The sequence below is a fragment of the Micromonospora sp. CA-248089 genome (assembly GCF_050948515.1).
In the GTDB taxonomy this organism is placed as follows: domain Bacteria; phylum Actinomycetota; class Actinomycetes; order Mycobacteriales; family Micromonosporaceae; genus Micromonospora.
Genome location: NZ_CP192016.1, coordinates 377,686 through 402,529 on the forward strand (window position 1 = coordinate 377,686; position 24,844 = coordinate 402,529).

Consider the following 24,844-nt stretch of genomic DNA (forward strand, 5'->3'; position numbering starts at 1 on the left):
GGTAGCAGATGGGCATCGAGGAGAAGCTCCCCTCCGGCGTCCTGCTCACCAGCGTCGAGAAGCTGGTCAACTGGACGCGGAAGACCTCGGTCTGGGGCGCCACGTTCGGTCTGGCCTGCTGCGCCATCGAGATGATGGCGGCGGGCGGCCCGCACTACGACATGGGCCGCTGGGGCATGGAGGTCTTCCGCGCCTCGCCCCGCCAGGCGGACCTGATGATTGTGGCCGGCCGGGTGAGCCAGAAGATGGCACCGGTCCTGCGCCAGATCTACGACCAGATGGCCGAGCCCCGCTGGGTCATCTCGATGGGCGTCTGCGCCAGCAGCGGCGGCATGTTCAACAACTACGCCATCGTGCAGGGCGTCGACCACGTCGTCCCGGTCGACATGTACCTCCCCGGCTGCCCGCCCCGGCCGGAGATGCTCATCGACGCGGTGCTCAAGCTGCGCGAGAAGATCATGCACGAGCCGCTGGGCCCGAACGGCCGCAAGATGCTGGAGGCCCGCCAGGCGCGCGGTGACGTGCCGGTGGTGCCGTACGGCTCGATGCCCTCGTCGTACCGCAGCGACAAGGCCCGCCGTGCCGAGTGGACGAAGGCGGTCCGCGAGGGGCGCGAGGAGCAGCTCCGGATCGAGAACTGGATGAAGGCGCAGAACCACCTTCAGGCGTCGCATAGGGGCCCGAAATGACCGCACCGAACGACAAGAACAACGACGGCGGGGTGCCGGTACCCACCACCCCGGCCGGTGCCAGCTCCACCGCACCGGCGGAGTACCCGCCGGCCAGCCCCGCCGGTAGGGGCATGTTCGGCAACCAGGGCACCGGTGACGTCTCCGGCTACGGCGGCCTGGTCCGCCAGCGCAAGCCGATCGAGGAGGCGACCCGGCCGTACGGGAGCTACTTCGACGAGGTGCGGGACGCGCTGGAGGAGGCGTACCCGGACTTCGGCGACGCGATCGAGAAGGTCGTGGTCGACCGGGGCGAGCTGACCCTGCACGTCCGCCCGGAGCGGATCGCCGAGGTCTGCCAGGTGATGCGCGACGACCTCGCGCTGCGCTTCGAACTGCTCTCGTCGGTGTCCGGTGTGGACTACCTGGGCGCGGAGCGCCGGCTGCACGTGGTCTACCAGCTCACCTCGATGACCTACCGGCGCACGGTCCGGCTGGAGGTGGCGGTCTCCGTCGAGGAGCCGCACGTCCCGAGCGTCACCGCCGTCTACCCGACCGCCGACTGGCAGGAGCGGGAGGCGTACGACATGTTCGGCGTCATCTTCGACGGCCACCCCGCCCTGACCCGGATCCTCATGCCGGACGACTGGGAGGGGCACCCGCAGCGCAAGGACTACCCGCTCGGCGGCGTACCGGTTGAGTACAAGGGTGCGGAGATTCCCCCGCCGGACAAGCGGCGGTCGTACCAGTGAGCGCGAGGAGTGCAGCGAAGCGGAGCCCCGCAGCCGCGATCGGAGGGTTGGCACTGTGAGCACGTCGAACTACGCGACCGAGCGCGAGACGACCGAGGGCAAGGTCTTCACCGTCACCGGCGGGGACTGGGACGAGGTCGTCTCCGGCACGGACCCGATCAACGACGAGCGGATCGTCGTCAACATGGGTCCGCAGCACCCGTCCACCCACGGCGTGCTCCGGCTGGTCCTGGAACTGGAGGGCGAGACGGTCCGCGAGGCCCGCTCGGTCGTCGGCTACCTGCACACCGGCATCGAGAAGAACCTGGAGTACCGCAACTGGGTCCAGGGTTCGACGTTCGTGACCCGGATGGACTACCTCTCGCCGCTGTTCAACGAGACGGCGTACGCGCTCGCGGTGGAGAAGCTGCTCGGCATCACCGACGACATCACCGAGCGGGCGACCACCATCCGCGTGCTGATGATGGAGCTCAACCGCGTCTCGTCGCACCTGGTCTGGCTGGCGACCACCGCCATGGAACTGGGCGCGATCAACATGATGCTGTACGGCTTCCGCGAGCGGGAGTACGTCCTCGACATCTTCGAGACCATCACCGGCCTGCGGATGAACCACGCGTACGTGCGGCCGGGCGGAGTGGCGCAGGACGTGCCGGACGACGCGATCCGCAAGATCCGCGACTTCCTCCAGCTGATGCCGAAGCGGCTCAAGGAGTACGAGAACCTGCTGTCCGGCCAGCCGATCTGGCTGGAGCGTACGCAGCACGTGGCGGTGCTCGACGTGACCGCCTGCATGGCGCTCGGCGTCACCGGCCCGGTGCTGCGGTCCGCGGGTCTCGCCTGGGACCTGCGCAAGACGATGCCGTACTGCGGTTACGAGACGTACGAGTTCGACGTGCCGACCCACACCGACGGTGACGTGTGGGGCCGCTACCTGGTCCGGGTCGCGGAGATCCGCGAGTCGCTGAAGCTGATCGAGCAGGCGCTGGACCGCCTGAAGCCCGGCCCGGTGATGGTCTCCGACAAGAAGATCGCCTGGCCGGCGCAGCTCGCCATCGGCGTGGACGGCATGGGCAACTCGCTCGAGCACGTCGCCAAGATCATGGGTCAGTCGATGGAGTCGCTGATCCACCACTTCAAGCTCGTCACCGAGGGCTTCCGGGTTCCGCCGGGCCAGGTGTACGTCGGCATCGAGTCGCCCCGCGGCGAGCTGGGCGTGCACGCGGTGTCCGACGGCGGCACGCGGCCCTACCGGGTGCACTACCGGGAGCCGAGCTTCGTCAACCTCCAGGCCCTCCCGGCGATGGCCGAGGGCGGCCTGATCGCCGACGTGATCGCCGGCGGCGCCTCGCTGGACCCCGTGATGGGTGGTTGTGACCGATGAGTTTTTCCGAAACGACTCGCGCCCGGGCGCGGGAGATCATCGCCCGGTACCCGGCGGACCGGTCCCGCTCGGCGCTGCTGCCGCTGCTGCACCTGGTGCAGTCCGAGGAGGGCTACGTCTCCCCGGCCGGTGTCGAGTTCTGCGCCGAGGTGCTCGGGCTCAACAAGGCCCAGGTCGGCGCCGTCGCCACCTTCTACACCATGTACAAGCGCAAGCCGACCGGTGACTACCTGGTGAGCGTCTGCACCAACACGATGTGCGACGTGCTCGGCGGGCAGAAGGTCTACGACACCCTGGCCGAGCACCTCGGCGTCGGGCACGAGGAGACCACCGCCGACGGGAAGATCACCCTGGAGCACGCCGAGTGCCTGGCGGCGTGCGACTACGGCCCGGTGATGACCGTCAACTACGACTTCTTCGACAACGTGGAGCCGCAGGCCGCGCTCGACGTGGTCGAGGAGCTGCGTGCCGGCGGCCGGCCGATGCCGACCCGTGGGGCGCGGCTCTGCACGCTCAAGGAGATGGCGGTCCAGCTCGCCGGTTTCGCCGACGAGCGCGACGGCGCGGTGTCCGACGGCGGGCCGGGCGAGCCGAGCCTGCGCGGCCTGCGCCTGGCCGAGCAGCACGGAGTCTCGGTGCCGGGCTTCGACCCGAAGACCCCGATCCGCAGCAAGGCCGAGGCCGACCGGGCCGCCGCCGAGGCGAAGGCGAAGGCCGAGGCCGCGAAGCCGGCCCCCGCGCCCGAGCCGGCCGAGCCGAAGGCGGCCTCCGGCAGCACCGCGCCGGACGTGAAGGCACCGGACGCCAAGTCGCCGCAGGTGCGTACCGCCGAGACCCGGCAGCCGGACGCGAGCACCCCGGTGCCGGACGCCCCCGGCACCAAGGTCCCGGTGGACGGACCGGCCCCGGCGCCGCGCGACGCGCGGGCGGCGGAGGCGCCGGCGCGGCGGCGAACCCGCCGGCCGGCGACGGCAAGCCCGCCGGCGACGACGCCGGCGCGCAGGAGCGCAACCTCAAGGAAGCGGAGTCCGGTACGGGCGCGGACGGCGCCGACCCGGCGGACGCCAACGGATCGGGGGTCCGGAAGTGACCACTCCTCGGCCGGAGACGCTGGCCAAGCTCACGCCGGTGCTCACCAAGCGCTGGCTCTCGCCGGACGCGTGGCGGCTCGGCACCTACGAGAAGCTGGACGGCTACGCCGCCCTGCGCAAGGCGCTCAAGGCGCACCCGGACGACCTGATCCAGCTGATCAAGGACTCCGGACTGCGCGGCCGGGGCGGCGCGGGCTTCCCGACCGGTCTCAAGTGGGGGTTCATCCCGCAGGGCGACGGCAAGCCGCACTACCTGGTGGTGAACGCCGACGAGGGCGAGCCGGGCACCTGCAAGGACCTGCCGCTGATGACCTACGACCCGCACTCGCTGGTCGAGGGCGTCATCATCGCCTCGTACGCGATCCGGGCCAACCGGGCGTACATCTACATCCGCGGTGAGGCGGTGCACGCCGCCCGCCGGCTGCGCAGCGCTGTCGACGAGGCGTACGCCAAGGGGTATCTCGGCCGCAACGTCCTCGGTTCGGGCTTCGACCTGGACCTGGTGGTGCACTCCGGCGCCGGGGCGTACATCTGCGGTGAGGAGACCGCGCTGCTGGACTCGCTGGAGGGCTTCCGCGGCCAGCCCCGGCTGCGCCCGCCGTTCCCGGCGACCCACGGCCTGTACGCCAGCCCGACCGTGGTCAACAACGTCGGCACCATCGCCAGCGTGCCGTACATCGTGCTCGGTGGCGCGGACTGGTGGAAGACGATGGGCACGGAGAAGTCGTCCGGCCCGATGATCTACTCGCTGTCCGGCCGGATCGCCAACCCGGGCCAGTACGAGTGCTCGATGGGCATCACGCTGCGCGAGCTGATCGAGCTGGCCGGCGGGATGAAGCCCGGGCACAACCTGAAGTTCTGGACCCCGGGTGGCTCGTCGACGCCGCTGCTGACCGCCGAGCACCTGGACGTGCCGCTGGACTTCGAGGGGGTGGCGGGGGCCGGCTCGATCCTGGGCACCACCGCTACGCAGATCTTCTCCGACCAGGACTGCCCGGTGTACGCGACCTACCGGTGGCTGGAGTTCTACCACCACGAGTCGTGCGGCAAGTGCACCCCGTGCCGGGAGGGCAACTACTGGATGGTCCGGGTCTACCGGCGCATCCTGTCCGGCCAGGGCACCCACGAGGACCTGGACACCCTGCTCGACACCTGCGACAACATCCTCGGCCGCTCGTTCTGCGGTCTGGGTGACGGCGCGACCAGCTCGGTCACCTCGTCGCTGAAGTACTTCAAGCAGGACTACCTCGACTACATCGAGGGACGTACCGCTCCGAAGCTGTCGGAGAAGACCCTGGTAGGGGCGCACTGATGACCGACGTAGCCAAGCAGACCGAGACCGTCACGCTGACCATCGACGGCGTCGAGGTCACCGCCCCCAAGGGGGCGCTGCTGATCCGGGTCGCCGAGCAGCTGGGCACCGAGATCCCCCGCTTCTGCGACCACCCGCTGCTGGCCCCGGCCGGCGCCTGCCGGCAGTGCCTGGTGGAGGTGGAGGGCCAGCGCAAGCCGGTCGCCTCCTGCACCCAGACCGTCGCCGACGGCATGGTGGTGCGGACGCAGCTCACCTCCCCGGTCGCCAAGAAGGCCCAGGAGGGGGTGATGGAGCTGCTGCTCCTCAACCACCCCCTGGACTGCCCGATGTGCGACAAGGGCGGCGAGTGCCCGCTGCAGAACCAGGCGATGTCCACCGGCCGGACGGACTCGCGGTTCCACGAGCACAAGCGGGAGTACCCGAAGCCGCTGCCGATCAGCACCCAGGTGCTGCTCGACCGCGAGCGCTGCGTGCTCTGCCAGCGGTGCACCCGGTTCTCCGAGGAGATCGCCGGGGACAAGTTCATCGACCTGATGGGACGCTCCTCGCACGAGGAGATCAACATCTACCGGGACGAGGAGTACGGCGAGGACGGCGACGCCGGTGACGTCCCGTTCAACTCGTACTTCTCCGGCAACACCGTGCAGATCTGCCCGGTGGGCGCGCTCACCGGCGCGCAGTACCGGTTCCGGGCCCGCCCGTTCGACCTGGTCTCCACGCCCAGCGTCTGCGAGCACTGCTCGGCCGGCTGCGCCCAGCGCACCGACTGGCGGCGCGGCAAGGTGCTGCGCCGGCTGGCCGGCGACGACCCGGCGGTGAACGAGGAGTGGAACTGCGACAAGGGCCGCTGGGGCTTCCAGTACACCCGCGCGTTCGACCGGATCAGCACCCCGATGGTGCGCGACGAGAAGACCGGTGAGCTGCGCGAGGCGTCCTGGAGCGAGGCGCTGACCCGGGCCGCCGAGGGGCTGCGCGCGGCCCGCGACGGCGCGACCGGCACGGCGGTGCTGACCGGCGGCCGGCTCACCGTCGAGGACGCCTACGCGTACGCGAAGTTCGCCCGCATCGCGCTGCACACGAACGACATCGACTTCCGGGCCCGCCCGGTCTCCCGCGAGGAGGCCGACTTCCTGGCCAGCAGCGTCGCCGGGGTCACCGACGTGACCTACACGGACGTGGAGAACGCGCCCGCCGTGGTGCTGGTCGGCCTGGAGCCGGAGGAGGAGTGCCCGATCCTCTTCCTGCGGCTGCGCAAGGCGTACCTGAAGAAGAAGCTCACGGTGTACGCGCTCGCGCCGTTCGCGACCCGCGGCCTGGAGAAACTCGGGGCGAAGCTCGCCCGGGTGGTTCCCGGCGAGGAGGCCGGCGTGCTGGCCGAGCACGCCACGGTGGCCGAGGCGCTGGGGCAGCCCGGCGCGATCCTGATCGTCGGCGAGCGCCTGGCCGAGGTGCCGGGCGGGCTGTCGGCGGCGGCGGACGTCGCCCGGCGTACCGGTGCCCGGCTGGTCTGGGTGCCGCGGCGCGCGGGTGACCGCGGCGCTGTCGACGCGGGCTGCCTGCCGAACCTGCTCCCCGGCGGCCGTGTGGTGACCGAGCCGGCCGCGCGCGCGGAGCTGGGCGAGGCGTGGGACATCCCGGCCGGGGTGATCCCCAGCCAGGCCGGCCGCGACACCGACGGCATCCTCAGCGCCGCCGCGAACGGTCAGCTCGGCGCCCTGGTGGTGGCCGGCGTCGACCCGGCCGACCTGGCCGACCCGCGTCTGGCCGAGACGGCCCTGGACGCGGTGCCGTTCCTGGTCAGCCTGGAACTGCGGATGAGCGCGGTGTCCCGCCGCGCCGACGTGGTTCTGCCGGTCGCGCCGGTGGTCGAGAAGGCCGGCAGCTTCCTGGACTGGGAGGGCCGGCTGCGCACGTTCGAGAAGGTGCTGGACACCGGCGCGATGACCGACGCCCGCATCCTGGACGCGCTCGCCGCGCAGCTCGACGTGCGGCTGGGCACGGGCGACGTGCCGAGCATCCGGCGCGAGCTGGGCGCGCTGCCGCGTACCCGGGTCGAGCGCCCGTCGGCGCCCTCGGTCGAGGCGGCCGCCGTGCGGCAGCCCGGACCGGGCGAGGCAGTGCTCGCCACCTGGCACCAGCTGATCGACCTGGGCAGCCTCACCGACGGCGACGAGCACCTCGCCGGCACCGCCCGCCCGCCGGTGGTCCGGCTCGGCAAGGGCACCGCCGAGGCGCTGGGCGTCGCCGACGGTGACCCGGTCACGGTGGGCACCGACCGCGGCGCTATCACGCTGCCGGCGGCGATCACCGAGATGCCCGACGGCGTCGTCTGGCTGCCGACCAACTCACCCGGCTCCACCGTGCGGCGTGGCCTCGGTGCGACGTCCGGCGACGTGGTGAGCGTCTCCGCAGTCGGGAACGAAAGGTGGGTGCAGTGAACCCCGTCATCCTCGCGGCGCAGGACCCGACGCTTGCCGACTTCGGCAAGGACCCGTGGTGGCTGGTCCTCGGCAAGATCCTGTTCGCGTTCGTCGTCGCCGTGGCGGCCACGCTGCTCGGCGTCTGGTTCGAGCGCCGGGTCGTCGGCCGCATGGCGGTCCGGCCCGGCCCCAACCAGGCCGGCCCGTTCGGTCTGCTCCAGACGCTCGCGGACGGCGTGAAGCTGGCCTTCAAGGAGGACATCCTCCCGCGCAAGGCCGACAAGGTCGTCTACTTCTTCGCCCCGGTGATCTCGGTGGTCTGCGCGGTCACCGCGCTGTCGGTGATCCCGTTCGGGCCGATGGTGAGCATCTTCGGGCACCGGACGCCGCTGCAGGTCACCGACGTGTCGGTGGCGGTGCTGGTGGTGCTGGCCTTCTCCTCGCTCGCCGTGTACGGCATCGTGCTCGGCGGCTGGGCCAGCGGCTCGACCTACCCGCTGCTCGGCGGCCTGCGCTCGGCGGCCCAGCTGGTCTCGTACGAGGTCACCATGGGCCTGAGCGTGGTCGCGGTCTTCATGACCGCCGGCACCATGTCGACGAGCGGGATCGTCGCCGCGCAGGGCGACGGCACCCGGCTGAGCATCGGCGGCTTCGACCTCGCCGCGCCCGGCTGGTACGCGATCCTGCTGCTGCCCAGCTTCATCATGTTCTTCATCGCCATCGTCGGTGAGACGAACCGGGCGCCGTTCGACCTGCCCGAGGCGGAGTCGGAGCTGGTGGCCGGCTTCCAGACCGAGTACAGCTCGCTGAAGTTCGCGCTGTTCATGCTCAGCGAGTACGTCGCGATGGTGACCATGTCGGCGTTCACCGTGACGCTGTTCCTCGGCGGCTGGCACGCGCCGTGGCCGATCACCATCTGGTCGGGCGCCAACGAGGGCTGGTGGCCGATGCTGTGGTTCTTCGGCAAGGTCATCCTGCTGGTGTTCGTCTTCGTCTGGCTGCGCGGCACGCTGCCCCGGCTCCGGTACGACCAGTTCATGCGCTTCGGCTGGAAGGTGCTGCTGCCGCTGAACCTGGTCTGGATCATGGTGCTCGCCGGGCTGCGCTCGATCGAGGACTGGCAGGCCCGGGACCGGCTGCTCGTCACCGCCGTCGGCGCGGGCGTGCTGCTGCTGATCACGCTCTTCTGGCCGTCGCGGAAGAAGGAGCTGAAGCCGTCGCTCCAGGAGCAGGCGGACACCCGGCCGTACGGCAGCTTCCCGCTGCCGCCGATGGATCTTCAGGTTCCGCCGAGCCCGCGTACCAAGCGCGTGCTCGCCGAGCGGGAGCCGGCCAACGTCGTCGCCGGCCCGGACTCCAGGGAGGTGTGACGTGGGCGCGATCACCGGAACGTTCAAGGGCTTCGGTGTCACCTTCTCGCACATGTTCAAGAAGGTCGTCACCACCGACTACCCGTTCAAGCCGCCGGTCTCGGCGCCGCGCTACCACGGGCGGCACATCCTCAACCGGCACCCGGACGGGCTGGAGAAGTGCATCGGCTGCGAGCTGTGCGCCTGGGCCTGCCCGGCCGACGCGATCTACGTGGAGGGTGGCGACAACACCGAGGAGCAGCGCTTCTCCCCGGGTGAGCGGTACGCCAGCACCTACCAGATCAACTACGCCCGGTGCATCTTCTGCGGGCTCTGCATCGAGGCCTGCCCGACCCGTTCGCTCACCATGAGCAACGAGTACGAGCTGGCCCGGGACAACCGGCAGGACCTGATCTTCACCAAGGAGCAGCTGCTCGCGCCGCTGCTCGAAGGCATGGAGCAGCCGCCGCACCCGATGCGGCTGGGCGACAGCGAGAAGGACTACTACGTCGGCGCGCTCACCAACCCGGGCACCTCGGCCGGCGCCGAGCGCTCGCCGATGGGCCCCGGCCGGTACCAGGTGGAGGAGCACCCCGGTGTGACCTTCCCCGGCGCCGAGCAGGCCGAGCAGCGGTCCGCCGCCGCGGCGGGCAAGGGAGGCAAGGCATGACCTCGGCTACGGTGCTCGCCGCCGCCGGCCAGGTGTCCGGGGGTGAGGAGGTCACCTTCTGGATCCTCGCGCCGCTGGCCCTGCTCGGGGCGATCGGCATGGTGTGGGCCCGCAACGCGGTCCACTCCGCGCTCTGGCTGGTGCTGACCATGCTCTGCCTGGGCGTGTTCTACGTGCTCCAGGCCGGGCCGTTCATCGGCATGGTGCAGATCATCGTCTACACCGGCGCGATCATGATGCTGTTCCTGTTCGTGCTGATGCTCGTCGGCCGGGACGCGTCCGACTCGCTCATCGAGACGCTGCGCGGCCAGCGGGTCGCGGCAGTGGTCCTCGGGCTCGGCTTCGCCGGTCTGGTGGGCACCGGCCTCTACCGGGCGCTCGACGGCGTCCAGGCGGTCGGGCTCGACGAGGCCAACGGTGAGGGCAACGTGCAGGGCATCGCCCGGCTGCTGTTCACCAAGTACGTCTTCGCCTTCGAGCTGACCTCGGCGCTGCTGATCACCGCCGCCGTCGGCGCGATGGTGCTGGCGCACGTGGAGCGGCGCAAGGCGGACCGGATGGACCAGATCGCCACCATGAAGGCGCGGTTCCGTCCCGGCAACTACCCCGGACCGAAGCCCGGCCCGGGTGTCTACGCCACGTCCTCCTCGGTGGCCACCCCGGCCCGTCTGCCCGACGGCCGGCTGACCGACCGCAGCATCCCGGAGATCATGCCGGTGCGTGAGCTGACGGCCGAGGAGACCGCACCGAAGGGGACTGACAAATGACCCCGGACTACTACCTCATCCTCGCGGCGGTGCTGTTCACCATCGGCGCCGTGGGCGTGCTGGTCCGGCGCAACGCGATCGTGCTGTTCATGTGCATCGAGCTGATGCTCAACGCGGCCAACCTGACCCTGGTCACGTTCAGCCGGATCAACGGCGACCTGAACGGCCAGATCATGGCGTTCTTCGTGATGGTGGTGGCGGCGGCCGAGGTCGTGGTCGGGCTCGCGATCATCATGGCGATCTTCCGGACCCGGCGCTCGGCCAGCGTCGACGACGCCAACCTGCTGAAGTACTGAGGGGCTCGTGGTGGAACAGATTCTGACGATCGCCCAGTCTGAGCCAGCCGAAGCCGTCACCTTCGCCACGGCGGACGGGATGCTGGGCAGTGTCTGGCTGCTGGTGGCGATCCCGCTGGTCAGCGCGGCGATCCTGCTGCTGCTCGGCAAGCGGGCCGACCGCTGGGGCCACTGGCTGGGTGTGGGCGCCATCGGCGCCGCCTTCGTGCTCGGGCTCACCTACTTCTTCCAGCTCCGCGGCCTGGAGAACAAGCAGGTCGAGCTGAGCCTCTGGGACTTCATGGCGGTCGGCAACCTGCGGGTGGACTTCGGTCTGCTCTTCGACCCGCTGGCCGCGGTCTTCGTCCTGCTGATCACCGGGGTGGGCTTCCTGATCCACCTCTACGCCGTGGAGTACATGGCGCACGACGCGGGCCGGCGGCTGTTCTTCGCGTACTTCAACCTGTTCGTCGCCGCCATGCTGCTGCTGGTGCTCGGCAACAACTACGTGATGCTCTACTTCGGCTGGGAGGGCGTCGGTCTGGCGTCGTACCTGCTGATCTCCTTCTGGTACGGCCGGCCCAGCGCGGCCACCGCCGGCAAGAAGGCGTTCCTGATGAACCGGGTCGGCGACGCCGGCCTGGCCATCGGCATCTTCATCATGTTCGCGATGCTCGGCACCACCCAGTACGACGAGGTGTTCAACGGGGTCGGCTCGATGACCTCGACCACCGTGCTGGTGCTCGGGCTGCTGCTCCTGCTCGGCGCGGCCGGCAAGTCCGGCCAGTTCCCGCTGCAGGCGTGGTTGCCGGACGCGATGGAGGGCCCGACCCCGGTGTCCGCGCTCATCCACGCGGCCACCATGGTCACCGCCGGCGTCTACCTGATCGCCCGCTCCAACGCGATCTTCTCGGCCAACGAGACGCTCCAGCTCGTGGTGGTCAGCGTCGGCGCGCTCACGCTGCTGATGGGCTGCATCATCGGCGCGGCCAAGGACGACATCAAGCGGGTGCTGGCATGGTCGACGGTGAGCCAGATCGGCTACATGTTCCTCGGCGTCGGCCTCGGCGGCGCGGCGTACGCGCTGGCCATCGTGCACCTGCTGGCGCACGGCTTCTTCAAGGCCAACATGTTCCTCGGCGCCGGCTCGGTCATGCACGGCATGAACGACCAGGTGGACATCCGCCGCTTCGGCGGGCTGTCCAAGTACATGAAGGTCACCTGGCTGACGTTCATGATGGGCTGGCTCGCCATCATCGGCATGTTCCCGTTCTCCGGCTACTTCTCCAAGGAGCCGATCATCGTGGCCGCGTTCGAGCGGGAGGGCTGGACGGCCTGGCTGTTCGGCATGGCCGCGCTGCTCGGCGCCGGGCTCACCGCGTTCTACATGACGCGGCTGTTCGTGCTCACCTTCCACGGCCCGAAGCGCTGGACCGAGGACATCGAGCACCCGCACGAGTCGCCGAAGCTGATGACCATCCCGCTGATCCTGCTGGCGATCGGCTCGGTGGGCGCGGGCTTCCTGCTCGCCACCTCCGTGCCGGACTGGCTCACCGCCACCAACGGGCTCGGCGGCGAGAGCGGGGAGCACGCGCCGGTGCTGGCGCACTGGCTGCTCACCGCGCTGTCGCTGCTGGTCACCGTGCTGGGCGCCGGGCTGGCCTGGTTCCTGTTCCGCTCCGGTACGGCCACCGAGCCGCAGCCGGCCGGTGTGGTGGTCACCGCCGCCCGCCGGAACCTCTACACGGACGCCTTCAACGAGGCGGTCTTCGAGAAGCCGGGCATCTTCCTCACCCGGGCGCTGGTGTTCCTCGACAACCGGGGCGTGGACGGGCTGGTCAACGGCCTGGCCGCCGCCGTGGGCGGAGGCTCGGGCCGGCTCCGGCGGCTCCAGACCGGCTTCGTGCGGTCGTACGCGACCTCGATCCTGACCGGCGCGCTGCTCGTGGTGGCGGCGTTCCTCGCGGTCCAGGCGGGGTGGTTGGCGTGATCGACCTCAACGCGGCCGCCCCCGCCGGCGGGCCACGCAGTCACGACGGAGGTAAGGCCGAATAATGTCCAACTTCCCGTTCCTCTCGGTGCTGACCGTGGCGCCGCTGGTCGGCGCCCTGGTGGTGGCACTGCTGCCCCGCAGCCGTCCGGACCTGGCCAAGCTGGTGGCGTTCGGCTGGTCGCTGCTGGTGCTGGTGCTCTCGGTGGTGATGTGGTTCGCCTTCTCCGCCGGTGGTGACCGGTTCCAGTTCCGCGAGTCGTACCCGTGGATCCCGAACTGGGGCGTGAGCTTCACCTTCGAGGTGGACGGCATCGCGCTGGTCATGCTGATGCTGATCGCGATCCTGGTGCCGCTGGTGATCCTGGCGTCCTGGCACGACGCCGAGGCGTCGAAGCGCTCGGTGCCCGCGTACTTCGCGCTGCTGCTCGTCCTCGAGTGCACGATGATCGGCGTCTTCGCCGCCGCCGACGTCTTCCTGTTCTACGTGTTCTTCGAGGTCATGCTGGTGCCGATGTACTTCCTGATCGGCAGCTACGGCGGCCACCAGCGGCAGTACGCGGCGGTGAAGTTCTTCCTCTACTCGCTGGTCGGCGGTCTGTTCATGCTGGCCGCGGTGATCGGCCTCTGGGTGGTCGGCGGGAAGACCTTCGACTGGCAGGCGCTGAGCCAGGCGGAGTTCGCCACCGACACGGCCCGCTGGCTGTTCCTCGGCTTCTTCGTCGCCTTCGCGATCAAGGCGCCGTTCTTCCCGTTCCACACCTGGCTGCCGGACGCCGGTGGGGCGGCCCCGGCCGGTGCCGCCGCGCTGCTGGTCGGCGTGCTGGACAAGGTCGGCACGTTCGGCATCCTGCGCTACTGCCTCCCGCTGTTCCCGGAGGCGTCGCGCTGGTTCGCGCCGTGGGCGCTGGCGCTCGGCGTCATCGGCATCATCTACGCCGCGCTGCTGGCGGTCGGCCAGAACGACCTGAAGCGCCTGGTGTCGTACACCTCGATCGCGCACTTCGGGTTCATCGGCGTCGGCATCTTCGCGTTCACCACCCAGGCCGGCACCGGCGCGGTGCTCTACATGCTCAACCACGGCCTGGCCACCGGCCTGCTGTTCCTGGTGGTCGGCATGCTGATCGCCCGGCGCGGCTCGGCGCTGATCAGCGACTTCGGCGGCGCGGGCAAGCTCGTGCCGGTGCTCGCCGGTGTGCTCTTCTTCGCCGGTCTCGCCTCGCTGGCGCTACCCGGTACCGCGCCGTTCGTCTCCGAGTTCCTGGTGCTGATCGGCACGTTCACCGTCAACAAGCCGGTCGCGGTGATCGCCACGCTGGGCATCATCCTGGCGGCGGCGTACGTGCTGTGGATGGTGCAGCGCACCACGCAGGGCACGCTGAACCCGGCGCTGACCGAGGTCGAGGGCATGCGCCGCGACCTCACCCTGCGCGAGAAGGTGGTCGTCGCGCCGCTGATCGCGCTGATCGTGCTGCTCGGCTTCTATCCGAAGCCGGTCACCGACGTCATCAACCCCGCCGTCCAGGCGACCATGCAGGACGTCGGCAAGTCCGACCCCGCCCCTGAGGTCGGCAGCGTCCAGGAGGCCGCAAAATGACCGAGCTCAAGCTGCCGTCGATCGACTACGCGGCGCTCGCTCCGATCCTGATCATGCTGGGCGCGGCGCTCCTCGGGGTCCTGGTCGAGGCGTTCGTGCCGCGCCGCCTGCGTAACGCGGTGCAACTCGGGCTCGCCCTGGTGGCGATGCTCGCCGCGATCGTCATGGTGATCCTGAACTCCGACGACCGGCTGATCACCATCGGCGGCGCCATCGCGATCGACGGCCCCACCCTGTTCCTGCAGGGCGCCATCCTGGTGCTCGCGGTGATGGCGCTGCTGCTCGTCGGCGAGCGCACCGTGGAGCGGGGCGGCGCGTTCGTGGCGCACGCCGCGGTCACCGCCGAGTCGGCGGAGGACCGCCGGCAGGCCGAGGGCGTCGGTGGCGCCACCGAGGTCTACCCGCTGATGTCGTTCGCGATCGGCGGCATGCTGATCTTCGTGGCGGCGAACGACCTGCTGACCATGTTCGTCGCGCTGGAGGTCTTCTCGCTGCCGCTCTACCTGCTCTGCGCGCTGGCCCGCCGCCGGCGTCTGCTGAGCCAGGAGGCGGCGCTGAAGTACTTCATGCTCGGCGCGTACGCCTCGGCGTTCTTCCTGTTCGGTGTCGCCCTGATCTACGGCTTCACCTCCGGGATCCCGGGTCGCACGGCCGGCGTCGACTTCGCCACCGTGCACGCCGCGGTCACCGAGTCGCCGGCCAGCCCGGTGCTGCTGTTCGCCGGCATGGCGCTGCTCGCCATCGGCCTGCTGTTCAAGGCCGCCGCCGCGCCGTTCCACGTCTGGACGCCGGACGTCTACCAGGGCGCGCCGACCCCGGTGACCGGCTTCATGGCGGCCTGCACCAAGGTCGCCGCGTTCGGCGCGCTGCTGCGCGTCTTCCACGTCGCGTTCGCCGGGGCCTCCTGGGACTTCACCCCGGTGCTCGGCGCGATCGCGGTGCTGACCATGCTGGTCGGCGCGGTGCTGGCGGTCACCCAGACCGACATCAAGCGCCTGCTGGCGTACTCGTCGATCGCGAACGCCGGTTACCTGCTCGTCGGTGTGCTGTCCCCGAGCCGTGAAGGGCTCTCCGGCACCATGTTCTACCTGGCCGCGTACGGCTTCTCGGTGCTCGCCGCGTTCGCCGTGGTGACGCTGGTGCGCGACGCCGACGGGGAGGCCACCCACCTGTCCCGCTGGGCCGGGCTGGGCCGCCGCTCGCCGTTCTTCGCGGCGATCTTCACGTTCATCCTGCTGGCCTTCGCCGGCATCCCGCTGACCAGCGGCTTCACCAGCAAGTTCGCGGTCTTCGGCCCGGCCCTGGAGGCGAACCAGGCGTGGCTGGTGATCGCGGGCGTGCTGACCAGCATGGTGCTGGCCTTCCCGTACCTGCGGGTCGTGGTGATGATGTGGCTCTCCGAGCCGGGCGAGTCCACCCCGACGGTGACCGTGCCGGGGGCGCTCACCTCGGCCGCGCTGGTCATCGGCGTGCTCGCCACGCTGGTCCTCGGCGTGGTGCCCGGTCCGCTGCTCGACCTGACGACCGGTGCCGCCGAATTCGTCAGATGACAGAGGTGATCCCACCGGGGCCGGTACGCCGTGGCGTGCCGGCCCCCGGCGTATCCCCCTCGACGAGCAGGTCGAACGGGTGTGGCATGGTTGAGGACGTGGCGAACCCGGCTGGCGAGCGTTCAGGTCAGTTCGGCGCGCTCGGCCTGCACCTCGCCGACCCGCGCGTCGAAGCCTCCGTGCTGGGCGTGCTCGACCGGGTCGAGGTGAGCCTGAGGGCGAGCGTGGCCAGCGCCGACCCGCTGGTGACCGAGGCGTCCCGGCACCTGGTCGAGGCCGGCGGCAAGCGGTTCCGTCCGCTGCTGGTGGCGCTGGGCGCCCAGTTCGGTGCCCCGGACGCCGACCAGGTCGTCCCCGCCGCCGTGGTGATGGAACTCACCCACCTGGCGACGCTGTACCACGACGACGTGATGGACGAGGCCGCCGTGCGGCGTGGCGCGCCGAGCGCCAACTCCCGCTGGACCAACTCCGTCGCCATCCTGGTCGGCGACTACCTCTTCGCCCGCGCCGCCGACATCGCCGCCGACCTGGGCCCCGAGGCCGTACGCCTGCAGGCGCGCACGTTCGCCCGGCTGGTGCACGGCCAGATCGCCGAGACGGTCGGCCCGCGTGACACCGACCCGGTCGCGCACTACCTGCACGTCGTCGCCGAGAAGACCGGCTCGCTCATCGCGACCTCGGCCCGCTTCGGCGGCATGTTCAGCGGCGCGGCGCCCGCGCACGTCGAGGCCCTGGCCGAGTACGGCGAGATCATCGGTGTCGCGTTCCAGCTCTCCGACGACCTGCTGGACATCGCCAGCGAGTCGGAACAGTCCGGCAAGACGCCCGGCACCGACCTGCGCGAGGGTGTGCCGACCCTGCCGGTGCTCTACGCGATGGCCTCGGACGACGCGGACGCGGCGAGCGTACGGCTGCGCGAGATCCTGGCCACCGGCCCGCTGGTGGACGACGCGCTGCACGCCGAGGCGCTCGGCCTGCTGCGGGAGTCCCCGGCGCTCAAGCGAGCCCGGGAGACGGTGCGCAGCTACGCCGAGGACGCCCGGGCCCGGCTGGCCCCGCTTCCCGAGGGCCCGGCGCGTCGCGCGCTGGAGTCGCTCTGCGACTACATCGCCGACCGCACCAGCTGACCGGCCCACCCCTCCCCGCACCCCACCTGCCGCCCTGGCGCTCCGTCGATCATGAAGTTGACGGGCTCCGGGACGGCGTGTCGCGCCGCCAACTTCATGATCGACGCAGCTGGGCCGGGCCGGGCGGGGTGGGGCGGAGGAGGCGGGCGCCCAGCAGCATCAGGAGGGCGGCCAGGAGCATCGCTGCGGCAGCCGTCAGCCACATCGCCGGGTAACCGGACGCGTCGGCCAGCGCGCCCAGGCCGAGCGGTCCCAGGCAGCCGCCCGCGTACACGCCGGTCTGGGTGATCGAGGTGGCGGCAGCCGGGGCCTGCGGGTGGAGCCGGACCACGGCGAAGTTCATCAGCCCCGGCCAGGCCCAGCCGAGACCGAAGCCGAGCACCACGCCCGCGATCAGCGGCACCGAGCCGGTCACCGCGAGCAGGATCAGGCCCACCGAGCCGGTCAGCAGCATCCCGGCGATCAGCCCGACGTGCCCGCCGGTGCGCCGGTCGGCCAGCCAGCCGAGGCCCACCCGGGCGAGCACACACACCACGCTGCCCAGCGTCAGCGTCAGGCCGGCCAGGCCGGGAGAGAGCCCTCGCGCCGCCGACGAGTCGACCAGGAACGTACCGAGGGCGTTGGCCGCCGCGGCGGCGAGCGTCGCGGCCAGCCCGATCACCACGAGCGGGCCGGTACCGCCGTTGCGGCGGCCGGAGGCGGTCCGGGCCCGCCGGTCCCGTCCGGCCCTCGGTACGGCCGGCAGTGCGGCCAGCGCGGCTGCGGCGGCCGCCACGAAGGCCCAGCGCCAGCCGGCGGTGAGCGCGACCGTGGGGACGGCCAGACCGGCCAGCAGCGTGGCGGCCGGTACGGCGGCCTGCTTCACGCCGAACGAGAGGCCCTGCCGGTGGGCGGGTACGTGCTCGGCGAGCGCGGCGTTGCTGGCGAGCTGCCCGAGGGCGTTGGCGGCGGCGCTGAGGGCCAGCAGCGCCACCAGGACCGGGTACGACCGGGCGAGCCCGGCCACGGCGAGCAACGAGGCGGCGGAGAGCAGGATGGCGGCCCGGGCGACCGGTGCCGGGCCGAAGCGCTCGACCAGGGCGCCGGAGGGCACCGAGGCGAGCGCGCTCACGCCGAAGTAGATCGAGACGGCCAGGCCCAGCCCGGCCGGGCTGAAGCGGAGTTCGTCCGCGAGTTGCACGGCGAGACCGCCGACCAGGAAGACGGGCAGGACGCACACGATCGTGGTGAGGGTGGCGCCGGCGCCCACGGAGACGGCGTGTCGGGCCGTCGGCGCGTCGGTTCGCGAAACAGTTTCGGTCATCGCGAGCACACCTTACGCCGGAACGTTTTGGCTGCTCATCGTGTCCGTCGGCACACTGTGTGTGTCCGGTCTTCTGGCATCCTCCATCCGAACAGGCATTTCGCACTCGGCCGGTTTTTCATATGGTGTAAGTCCCCGGCGGCGGAGGTGGTTGTGCGCGACCCCCTGGCGGAACCTTCGGACCTGATCCGAAGCGTGTCCCGCGCGCTTCGAGTGCTCGAGTCGGTCGGCCGTGCGCCGAGAGGGCTCACCGTGAAGCAGATCGCCCGGCGCTGCGAGTTGACAGTGGCCACCACGTACCACCTCGTGCGCACGCTCGCGTACGAGGGCTACGTGATACGGCGCGAGGACGGGACGTACATCGTGGGGCTGGAGGTGGCCGACCGCTACCGCGAGCTGGTCACCGCGTTCCGGGGACCGCCGGCGGTGGGCGAGGCGCTGCGCCGCGCGGCGTCGGACACCGGCTGGAGCCACTACCTCGGCCGTTTCGTCGGCGGACAGGTGGCGGTGACCGCGTCCGCCGAAGGGCCGCGCTCGCCCTACCTGGAAGACCTGGTGCCGGGCTTCGACGAGGGCGCGCACGCCACCGCGCTGGGCAAGAGCCTGCTCGCCACGCTCACCACCGAACAGCGCTTCCGCTACCTGCGCGAGTACGGCATGCGCCCGTTCACCACCGCCACCCTCACCACCGTCGAGGCGTTCGAGGCGGACCTCGCCGCCGGTGACCGGCGCGGGATGCAGCTGGAACTCGGGCAGTTCCGGCAGGGCGTGGCGTGCGCGGCGGTGCTCGTCGCCCCGGACAAGGACATGGAGCGCCGGGTGGTGCTGGCGTGCGCGCTGCCGGCCGGCGAGATGATGACCTCGGCCCGGGTGGTCCGCGCGAAACTGCTCACCGCCGCGCGCGCCATCGCCGACGGGATCGCCTCCGAGAACTGACGAAGGGCCGCCGACCTGGTGGGTCGGCGGCCCCTCGCGGGGCGGGCCGGCGCCGGACCGCCCCCGGGGTGGGTCAGCTGCCGACCGGGCCGCCGTCGAGGCGCCAGGTGACCACCACGCCGGGCTTGGCGAAGTCGCCGTCCGGCCAGGTGGAGGCGGGGTTCTCCACCGACGCGCCGGTGACCTCGCCCGGGTGCTGCACCGCGACGAACACCGAGCGGTTGTCGCCGGTGATGAACGGGCCGCAGGTCTCCGCGCCGAGCGGCACGGTGAGGAACTGCTTCAGGTGGCCCCGCTCCGGACCCTCGACGGCAGTGGCGAACAGGCCGTCGTTGCTGCCCAGCGCGTTGCCGTCGGTCGAGATCCACAGGTTGCCGGTGGCGTCGAAGGCGACGTTGTCCGGGCAGGAGATCGGCGAGACCTTGGTCTTGTCGTACCCGGCGAAGTAGGTCGAGGCGTCAGCCGGGTCGCCGCAGACGATCGGCAGCGACCAGGCGAAGGTCTCCGCGGTGTTGTCGCCGCGGTCCTCGACCAGCTCCAGGATCTGCCCGTGCCGGTTGCTGTTGCGCGGGTTCGCCTCGTCGGCGGGCGCCTTGCCGGCCTTGCCGCGGTCGCTGTTGTTCGTCAGCGCCACGTAGACCTTGCCGGTGAGCAGGCTCGGCTCGACGTCCTCGGGACGGTCCATCTTGGTCGCGCCGACCTTGTCACCGGCGAGCCGGGTGAAGGTGAGCACGTCGGCGGCGGTCATGCCGTCGACGTACGAGCGGTTGCCGCTGACCAGCTTGATCCAGCGGCCCCGGCCGCCGAACCCGCCGTCGGCCGGGAGCGTGCCGGAACCGTCGATCTCGGCGGCCGGGCTGTCGCCCTCGATCTTCGCGACGTAGAGCGTGCCCGACTCCAGCAGCGTCAGGTTGTGCCGTCGGGCCACCGACGACTTCCCCGGCATGAACTTCTTGTCCGAGACGAACTTGTAGAGGTAGTCGAAACGCTCGTCGTCGCCCATGTACGCGACCACGCGGCCGTTGCGCGCCACGATCACGTTCGCGCCCTCGTGCTTGAACCGGCCCAGCGCGGTGTGCTTGCGCGGCTTGGCCTGCGGGTCGAACGGATCGATCTCGACGATCCAGCCGAACCGGTTCGCCTCGTTGGGGTGCCGGGCCAGGTCGAAACGCTCGTCCGCCCGCTCCCACTTGCGGCTGCCGCTCGGGTAGCGCACGTCGGTCGGGATGCCGTACCGGGTCAGCTTCGGCTTCTGCTCCTCCGGCACGCCGTCGCCGCCGACGAAGTACTGGTTGAAGTTCTCCTCGCCGGAGAGCACGGTGCCCCACGGGGTCACGCCACCGGCGCAGTTGTTCAGCGTGCCGATCACCGTCCGGCCCTTCGGGTCGGCGGCGGTACGCAGCCAGGCCGAGCCGGCCGCCGGGCCGGTCAGCTCGAACTTCGTGGCCAGCGCCGTGACCCGCCGGTTGTACTCGCGCCGGCCACGCCGTACCGGCCGCCACTGCCCGGTGTTCTCCACCCGCTCCAGCTCGACCACGGACATGCCGTGCGCGGCCATCGCCACCCGCACCTGCTCGACGGTCAGCGCGTCCTGGCCGGTGAAGCCGGGGAACATCAGATCCTCGTTCGTGTACTCGTGGTTCACCACGAGCAGCGCGCGCCGACGGTCGATCGGCAGCACCCCGACGAAGTCGTTGTTGTAGCCGAACTGCTGGGACTGGGCGGCGGCGGTCTGCCGGCCCAGGCTGAACGCGGGCGCACCGGGCACGACCTCGTCGCCCCAGCGGATCACCACGGAGTGGTCGTACCCGTTCGGGACGACGAGGGTGTCGAGCTTGTTCGGCGGGATCGGCTTGAACGTCAGCTTGCCGTTGCCCGGATCGGCGGGAGGCACCGGGCCGCCGCCGGGCGCGGGCGGTGCGGCGGGCGCCGCGACGGCCGGTGCCGCGCCGGCGAGCGCGCCCGCGGCGGCGCCGCCGAAGCCGAGCACCAGCGCGCCGACCGCGCCGGCCCGGACCACGCCGCGCCGGGAGATCTCGGTGCCGACCACGTCCCCGAAGTACGGGTTGTCGGTCGGGTTCGGCACCGGGTGGTCGCACGCGTTGCCGCACCGGTACAGACAGGTCATCGCGTCGCGGCTGCCGTGGCGGGTGCCGCCCAGCAGCGGAAGCAGGCGAGGCCGGTCGCTCATGGGGTGGAGCCTCCTGATCGGACGTGGGGGAATGCGCACGGACGAGGAGGCCCGCGCGCTCACCCGCCGGACGCTGCCAGGGCACGGTGAGCGGCGATCGGCCCGGATCTGAACCGGACGTGAACAGCTCCGCGCTGACCTGCGGATGAACCGTTCGGCGTCACGGCACGTATGGAAGGGCGAACGCATCGCCGGTTTCCCCGCCGCCGGAAGCGAGGTACCGCCATCAGTGACCACGACGCCCAGCTGCTGCGCGCGCTGCACGACGAGCATGCCGACGCGCTGTACGCGCACGCCCTGCGGCTCGTCAACGGCGATCGGCCCCGGGCCGAGGACCTGGTGCAGGAGACGCTGCTGCGCGCCTGGCGGCACCCCGAGTCGCTGGACCCGCGACGCGGCTCGGTACGCGCCTGGCTGTTCACCACCGCACGGAACCTCGCCATCGACGCCTGGCGGCGGCGCTCGGCCCGTGTCGGCGAGGTGTACACCGACGAGCTGCCCGAGACCGCGGAGACGGTCGACGAGACCGAGCGCGCGGTGGAGGCGTGGACCGTCGCCGAGGCGCTCAACCGGCTCAGCCCGACCCATCGGGAAGTGCTCGTCGAGTGCTTCTACCAGGGGCGTTCGGTGGCGGAGGCGGCGGCGCGGCTGGGCGTACCACCGGGAACGGTGAAGTCGCGTACCCACTACGCGCTGCGCTCACTACGGTTGGCGCTGGCCGAGATGGGGGTGACCGGGTGACACGCTGCGAGTTCGCGCACGACGACGGGGCTTACGTGCTCGGCGCCCTCGCTCCGGCGGAGCGCGTCGCCTACGAGCGGCACCTGGCCGGGTGCGCGCAGTGCCGGGAGGCGGTGGCCGAGATCGCCGTGCTGCCCGGCCTCCTGGGCCGGCTCGACCCGGCCGGGCTGGAGCAGTTCCTGGAGGTCGGGCCGGAGACGTCGCGGGTGCCCGCGCTGCTCGACGCCGCGCGCGAGCGCAAGCGCCGCGACCGGTCCCGCTCCCGCCGACGGTACGCGCTGACCGCGCTCGCCGCCGCCGCGCTCGCGGTGATCGCCGGTGTCGGCGTGGGGCTCGTGCAGCCGCCCGCCGAACCGTCCAAGCCGCCGGTGGCGCTGGCCTCCATGCGGCCGGTGGCCGGCACGGTGCCGGTGCACGCCGAGGTGGGGCTGACCGAGACGCCGTGGGGCACAGAGGTCACCATGCACTGCGGGTACGACAGGCGGGCCGGGCATCGGGAGGCGTACACGTTCCGCCTGGTGGCGCACGGCCCGGACGGCGCGACTGAGCAGATCGGCTCCTGGCTCGCCGCCCCCGGCGACGACCTGCGCTTCTCCGGCGTCACCCGCTTCACCAAGGGTGAACTGGTCCGCCTGGAGCTGCTCCGAGGAACAAACTCCCCCGTCCTGGCCTACGACCTCCGTTGAGCCCGCCCGCCGCCCGCCCGTCCTCTCCCCGTTGATCTTGCACTTTCGGCCCTCGGCGCGGGTGTTATCACCCGTTTCGCCGGGGCGGGAAGTGCAAGATCAGCGCGACGGGGTGGGGGCAGGGGTCGGGGTGGCTGAGGTGCGGGCGGCTACGCGGGTGCGGTGGGAGTGGCGCAGGGCGTCGGCGGTGAAGACCACCAGCGCGAGCCAGACCAGGGCGAAGCCGGCCAGCCGGGCCGGTGGCATCGGCTCGTGGAAGATCAGCACGCCGCAGCCGAGCTGGAGGATCGGCGCGAGGTACTGCAACATGCCGACAGTGGACAGCGGCAGCCGGTTCGCCGCACCGGCGAACAGCAGCAGCGGGATCGCGGTGGCGGCACCCGCCAGCACCAGCAGCGCGGTGTGCCCGGCCGAGACGTGCCCGAACGTCGAGTCGCCGCGCGTCGACAGCCACCCCAGGTACGCCAGCGCGGGCAGCGCCAGCACCGCCGACTCGACGAACAGCCCCTCCGTGGCGGGCAGTGCGAGCTGCTTCTTGACCAGCCCGTACCCGGCGAAGCTGAACGCCAGCGTGAGCGCCAGCCAGGGCAGGCGGCCGTAGTCGACGGTGAGTACGGCGACCGCGAGCGCGCCGACGCCGAGCGCCGCCCACTGGGCCCGGCGCAGCCGTTCCCGCAGCACCAGCACGCCGAACAGCACCGACACCAGCGGGTTGATGAAGTAGCCGAGTGCCGTCTCGACCACCCGGTCGGAGTTGACGCCGTAGATGTACGTACCCCAGTTGACGGCGATCAGCGCGGCGGCGAGCCCGATGCCGGCGAGCGCCCGGGGCCGCCGGGCCAGCTTGCGCAGGAAGCCGGCGTGCCGCGTGGCGGCCAGCAGCAACGCCACGAACGCCACCGACCAGAGGATCCGGTGCGCGAGGATCTCTACCGGCCCGGCCGGGCGCAGCAGCTTCAAATAGATCGGGAAGAAACCCCAGATCAGGTACGCGCCGACGCCGTACAGGTAGCCGAGCCGGAGCTGGTTCACCGCTCCACCGTAAGTGGTGGATCACTGTCCTGATCCTTATCGGTGACCGGCGTCACCCGCTGGTCCAGCTCCATCCACCGATCCGCCGCGACCGGGCGGAAGCCGATCTTCGCGTAGACCCCGTGCGCGTCGAGCGTGGCGAGCAGAATCCGGCGTACGCCCAGCTCGGCGAGGTGGTCGCGAACCGCCCCGGCCAGCCAGGTGCCCAGCCCGCGACCCCGCTCGGCCGGGTCCACGTACACGTCGCAGAGCCAGGCGAACGTGGCCCCGTCGGTGACCACCCGGGCGACAGCCACCTGCCGCCCGTCATCCGGCCGGTAGACGCCGAAGCCGACCGAGCCGGCGAACGCGCGCGCCACCGTCTCCCGCTCCCGCCCCAGCGCCCAGTACGCGTCGGTGGAGAGCCAGGCGTGGACCCGGTCCAGGTCGATCCGGTCCGGGTCGGTGCTGATCTCGTAGCCGTCCGCGCGGGTCAGGATGAACACCAGGCCGAGGCTAGTACCGCCGCCCGGCCCTCCCGCCAGCCAATTCCCTCCTGGTGGCCCCGGCCGGTCGCCGTCGCGCCCGGCCGGGACCGTGGCGTCAGTCGCGGTCGAGGACGGCGCCGAGGATCCAGGTGACGATGCCGACGAACAGCGCGCCCAGCACCGCCTCCGGCCAGAACCCGTCCACGTGGAACGGCAGTCCGGCCTCACCGGCGATCCAGCTGGTGAGCAGGAACAGCAGGCCGTTCACCACGAGCGCGATCAGGCCGAGGGTGAGCAGGTAGAAGCCGCACCCCACGGTCTTGATGATCGGCTGGAGCGCCGCGTTCACCACGCCGAAGATGACCGCGACGAGCACCAGCGTGATCACCGTCTCGGTGGCCGAGTCGGAGTCGAGCGAGATGCCGGGGATGAGCAGGGTGGCGAGCCAGAACGCCACCGCCGTCGAGCCCACGCGAATCAGAAGACCCTTCAGGAAATCCATGGCCGGGATCGTGCCACGGCCGTACCACCAGCGG

At 71.3% G+C, this 24,844-nt stretch carries 21 protein-coding genes and 1 pseudogene; 17 read left to right on the plus strand and 5 right to left on the minus strand.

The genetic code is table 11. The annotated features are described in order from the left end of the window. The first annotated feature begins 8 nt into the window (after positions 1 to 8). The 14 genes and pseudogenes from ACQP26_RS01925 to ACQP26_RS01990 all read left to right on the plus strand — a co-directional run bounded on the left by ACQP26_RS01925 (position 9) and on the right by ACQP26_RS01990 (position 16,952). Positions 9 to 689, plus strand: a complete 681-nt coding sequence (locus ACQP26_RS01925; RefSeq protein WP_013283602.1) for a NuoB/complex I 20 kDa subunit family protein — start codon at positions 9 to 11, stop codon at positions 687 to 689. Further along, on the plus strand, positions 686 to 1,420 hold the full coding sequence (locus ACQP26_RS01930) for an NADH-quinone oxidoreductase subunit C (protein ID WP_281579253.1): 735 nt from the start codon (positions 686 to 688) through the stop codon (positions 1,418 to 1,420). Before ACQP26_RS01925 ends, ACQP26_RS01930 begins: the two co-directional genes overlap by 4 nt. A gap of 55 nt (positions 1,421 to 1,475) precedes the next feature. After that, a complete protein-coding gene (locus tag ACQP26_RS01935) occupies positions 1,476 to 2,801 on the plus strand; it encodes an NADH-quinone oxidoreductase subunit D (RefSeq protein WP_269702838.1) in 1,326 nt (441 codons plus the stop codon). Next, positions 2,798 to 3,891: pseudogene (gene nuoE, locus ACQP26_RS01940) on the plus strand (NADH-quinone oxidoreductase subunit NuoE). Before ACQP26_RS01935 ends, nuoE begins: the two are co-directional and overlap by 4 nt. Continuing rightward, positions 3,888 to 5,204 carry an NADH-quinone oxidoreductase subunit NuoF gene (nuoF, locus tag ACQP26_RS01945; protein ID WP_269702834.1) on the plus strand — a complete coding sequence of 439 codons (1,317 nt, stop codon included), beginning with the start codon at positions 3,888 to 3,890 and terminating at the stop codon, positions 5,202 to 5,204. The pseudogene nuoE and the gene nuoF overlap by 4 nt, the downstream one beginning before the upstream one ends. Continuing rightward, the gene (locus ACQP26_RS01950) at positions 5,204 to 7,645 is read left to right on the plus strand and encodes an NADH-quinone oxidoreductase subunit G (RefSeq protein ID WP_269702832.1); all 2,442 of its coding nucleotides are present in this window, start codon (positions 5,204 to 5,206) and stop codon (positions 7,643 to 7,645) included. Before nuoF ends, ACQP26_RS01950 begins: the two co-directional genes overlap by 1 nt. Beyond that, positions 7,642 to 8,997, plus strand: coding sequence for an NADH-quinone oxidoreductase subunit NuoH (nuoH, locus tag ACQP26_RS01955; protein WP_269702830.1), 1,356 nt, complete (start codon positions 7,642 to 7,644; stop codon positions 8,995 to 8,997). The genes ACQP26_RS01950 and nuoH overlap by 4 nt, the downstream gene beginning before the upstream one ends. Position 8,998: 1 nt before the next feature. Beyond that, positions 8,999 to 9,646 carry an NADH-quinone oxidoreductase subunit NuoI gene (gene nuoI, locus ACQP26_RS01960; protein ID WP_013283609.1) on the plus strand — a complete coding sequence of 216 codons (648 nt, stop codon included), beginning with the start codon at positions 8,999 to 9,001 and terminating at the stop codon, positions 9,644 to 9,646. Beyond that, on the plus strand, positions 9,643 to 10,413 hold the full coding sequence (locus tag ACQP26_RS01965; RefSeq protein ID WP_269702828.1) for an NADH-quinone oxidoreductase subunit J: 771 nt from the start codon (positions 9,643 to 9,645) through the stop codon (positions 10,411 to 10,413). Before nuoI ends, ACQP26_RS01965 begins: the two co-directional genes overlap by 4 nt. Then, entirely contained in the window at positions 10,410 to 10,709 is a 300-nt protein-coding gene (gene nuoK, locus ACQP26_RS01970; protein WP_013283611.1) for an NADH-quinone oxidoreductase subunit NuoK, read from the plus strand. The genes ACQP26_RS01965 and nuoK overlap by 4 nt, the downstream gene beginning before the upstream one ends. A 7-nt stretch (positions 10,710 to 10,716) precedes the next feature. Further along, on the plus strand, positions 10,717 to 12,678 hold the full coding sequence (gene nuoL / locus ACQP26_RS01975; protein WP_433494769.1) for an NADH-quinone oxidoreductase subunit L: 1,962 nt from the start codon (positions 10,717 to 10,719) through the stop codon (positions 12,676 to 12,678). Positions 12,679 to 12,742: 64 nt separating this feature from the next. Continuing rightward, the gene (locus tag ACQP26_RS01980; RefSeq protein ID WP_120572072.1) at positions 12,743 to 14,275 is read left to right on the plus strand and encodes an NADH-quinone oxidoreductase subunit M; all 1,533 of its coding nucleotides are present in this window, start codon (positions 12,743 to 12,745) and stop codon (positions 14,273 to 14,275) included. Continuing rightward, entirely contained in the window at positions 14,272 to 15,825 is a 1,554-nt protein-coding gene (gene nuoN, locus ACQP26_RS01985; protein WP_269702825.1) for an NADH-quinone oxidoreductase subunit NuoN, read from the plus strand. Before ACQP26_RS01980 ends, nuoN begins: the two co-directional genes overlap by 4 nt. 86 nt (positions 15,826 to 15,911) lie before the next feature. Further along, the gene (locus ACQP26_RS01990; RefSeq protein ID WP_433494770.1) at positions 15,912 to 16,952 is read left to right on the plus strand and encodes a polyprenyl synthetase family protein; all 1,041 of its coding nucleotides are present in this window, start codon (positions 15,912 to 15,914) and stop codon (positions 16,950 to 16,952) included. A 94-nt stretch (positions 16,953 to 17,046) separates the two neighbouring features. On the opposite strand, the gene ACQP26_RS01995 is transcribed toward ACQP26_RS01990, so the two are convergent. Further along, positions 17,047 to 18,255 (minus strand): MFS transporter, encoded by a 1,209-nt coding sequence (locus tag ACQP26_RS01995; protein ID WP_433494771.1) that lies wholly within the window; start codon positions 18,253 to 18,255, stop codon positions 17,047 to 17,049. 153 nt (positions 18,256 to 18,408) lie between these two features. Here ACQP26_RS01995 and ACQP26_RS02000 point away from each other — a divergent pair, with 153 nt between their 5' ends. Further along, complete coding sequence (locus ACQP26_RS02000) at positions 18,409 to 19,191, plus strand: IclR family transcriptional regulator (protein ID WP_269702819.1); 783 nt, start codon at positions 18,409 to 18,411, stop codon at positions 19,189 to 19,191. Positions 19,192 to 19,264: 73 nt separating this feature from the next. Here ACQP26_RS02000 and ACQP26_RS02005 read toward each other — a convergent pair whose 3' ends face one another. After that, the gene (locus tag ACQP26_RS02005; protein WP_433494772.1) at positions 19,265 to 21,382 is read right to left on the minus strand and encodes a PhoX family protein; all 2,118 of its coding nucleotides are present in this window, start codon (positions 21,380 to 21,382) and stop codon (positions 19,265 to 19,267) included. A 246-nt stretch (positions 21,383 to 21,628) separates the two neighbouring features. Here ACQP26_RS02005 and ACQP26_RS02010 point away from each other — a divergent pair, with 246 nt between their 5' ends. Together ACQP26_RS02010 and ACQP26_RS02015 are read left to right on the plus strand one after the other, a co-directional pair. Beyond that, on the plus strand, positions 21,629 to 22,123 hold the full coding sequence (locus ACQP26_RS02010) for a sigma-70 family RNA polymerase sigma factor (protein ID WP_030274508.1): 495 nt from the start codon (positions 21,629 to 21,631) through the stop codon (positions 22,121 to 22,123). Then, positions 22,120 to 22,809 carry an anti-sigma factor family protein gene (locus ACQP26_RS02015; protein ID WP_269702815.1) on the plus strand — a complete coding sequence of 230 codons (690 nt, stop codon included), beginning with the start codon at positions 22,120 to 22,122 and terminating at the stop codon, positions 22,807 to 22,809. Before ACQP26_RS02010 ends, ACQP26_RS02015 begins: the two co-directional genes overlap by 4 nt. Before the next feature lie 99 nt (positions 22,810 to 22,908). Here the strand turns inward: ACQP26_RS02015 and rarD are convergent, their stop codons facing one another. The 3 genes from rarD to ACQP26_RS02030 all read right to left on the minus strand — a co-directional run bounded on the left by rarD (position 22,909) and on the right by ACQP26_RS02030 (position 24,810). Beyond that, positions 22,909 to 23,841 (minus strand): EamA family transporter RarD, encoded by a 933-nt coding sequence (rarD, locus tag ACQP26_RS02020; RefSeq protein ID WP_433494773.1) that lies wholly within the window; start codon positions 23,839 to 23,841, stop codon positions 22,909 to 22,911. Next, complete coding sequence (locus ACQP26_RS02025; protein ID WP_281579247.1) at positions 23,838 to 24,326, minus strand: GNAT family N-acetyltransferase; 489 nt, start codon at positions 24,324 to 24,326, stop codon at positions 23,838 to 23,840. Before ACQP26_RS02025 ends, rarD begins: the two co-directional genes overlap by 4 nt. Positions 24,327 to 24,423: 97 nt before the next feature. Beyond that, on the minus strand, positions 24,424 to 24,810 hold the full coding sequence (locus ACQP26_RS02030) for a phage holin family protein (RefSeq protein WP_433494774.1): 387 nt from the start codon (positions 24,808 to 24,810) through the stop codon (positions 24,424 to 24,426). Positions 24,811 to 24,844 lie beyond the last annotated feature (34 nt).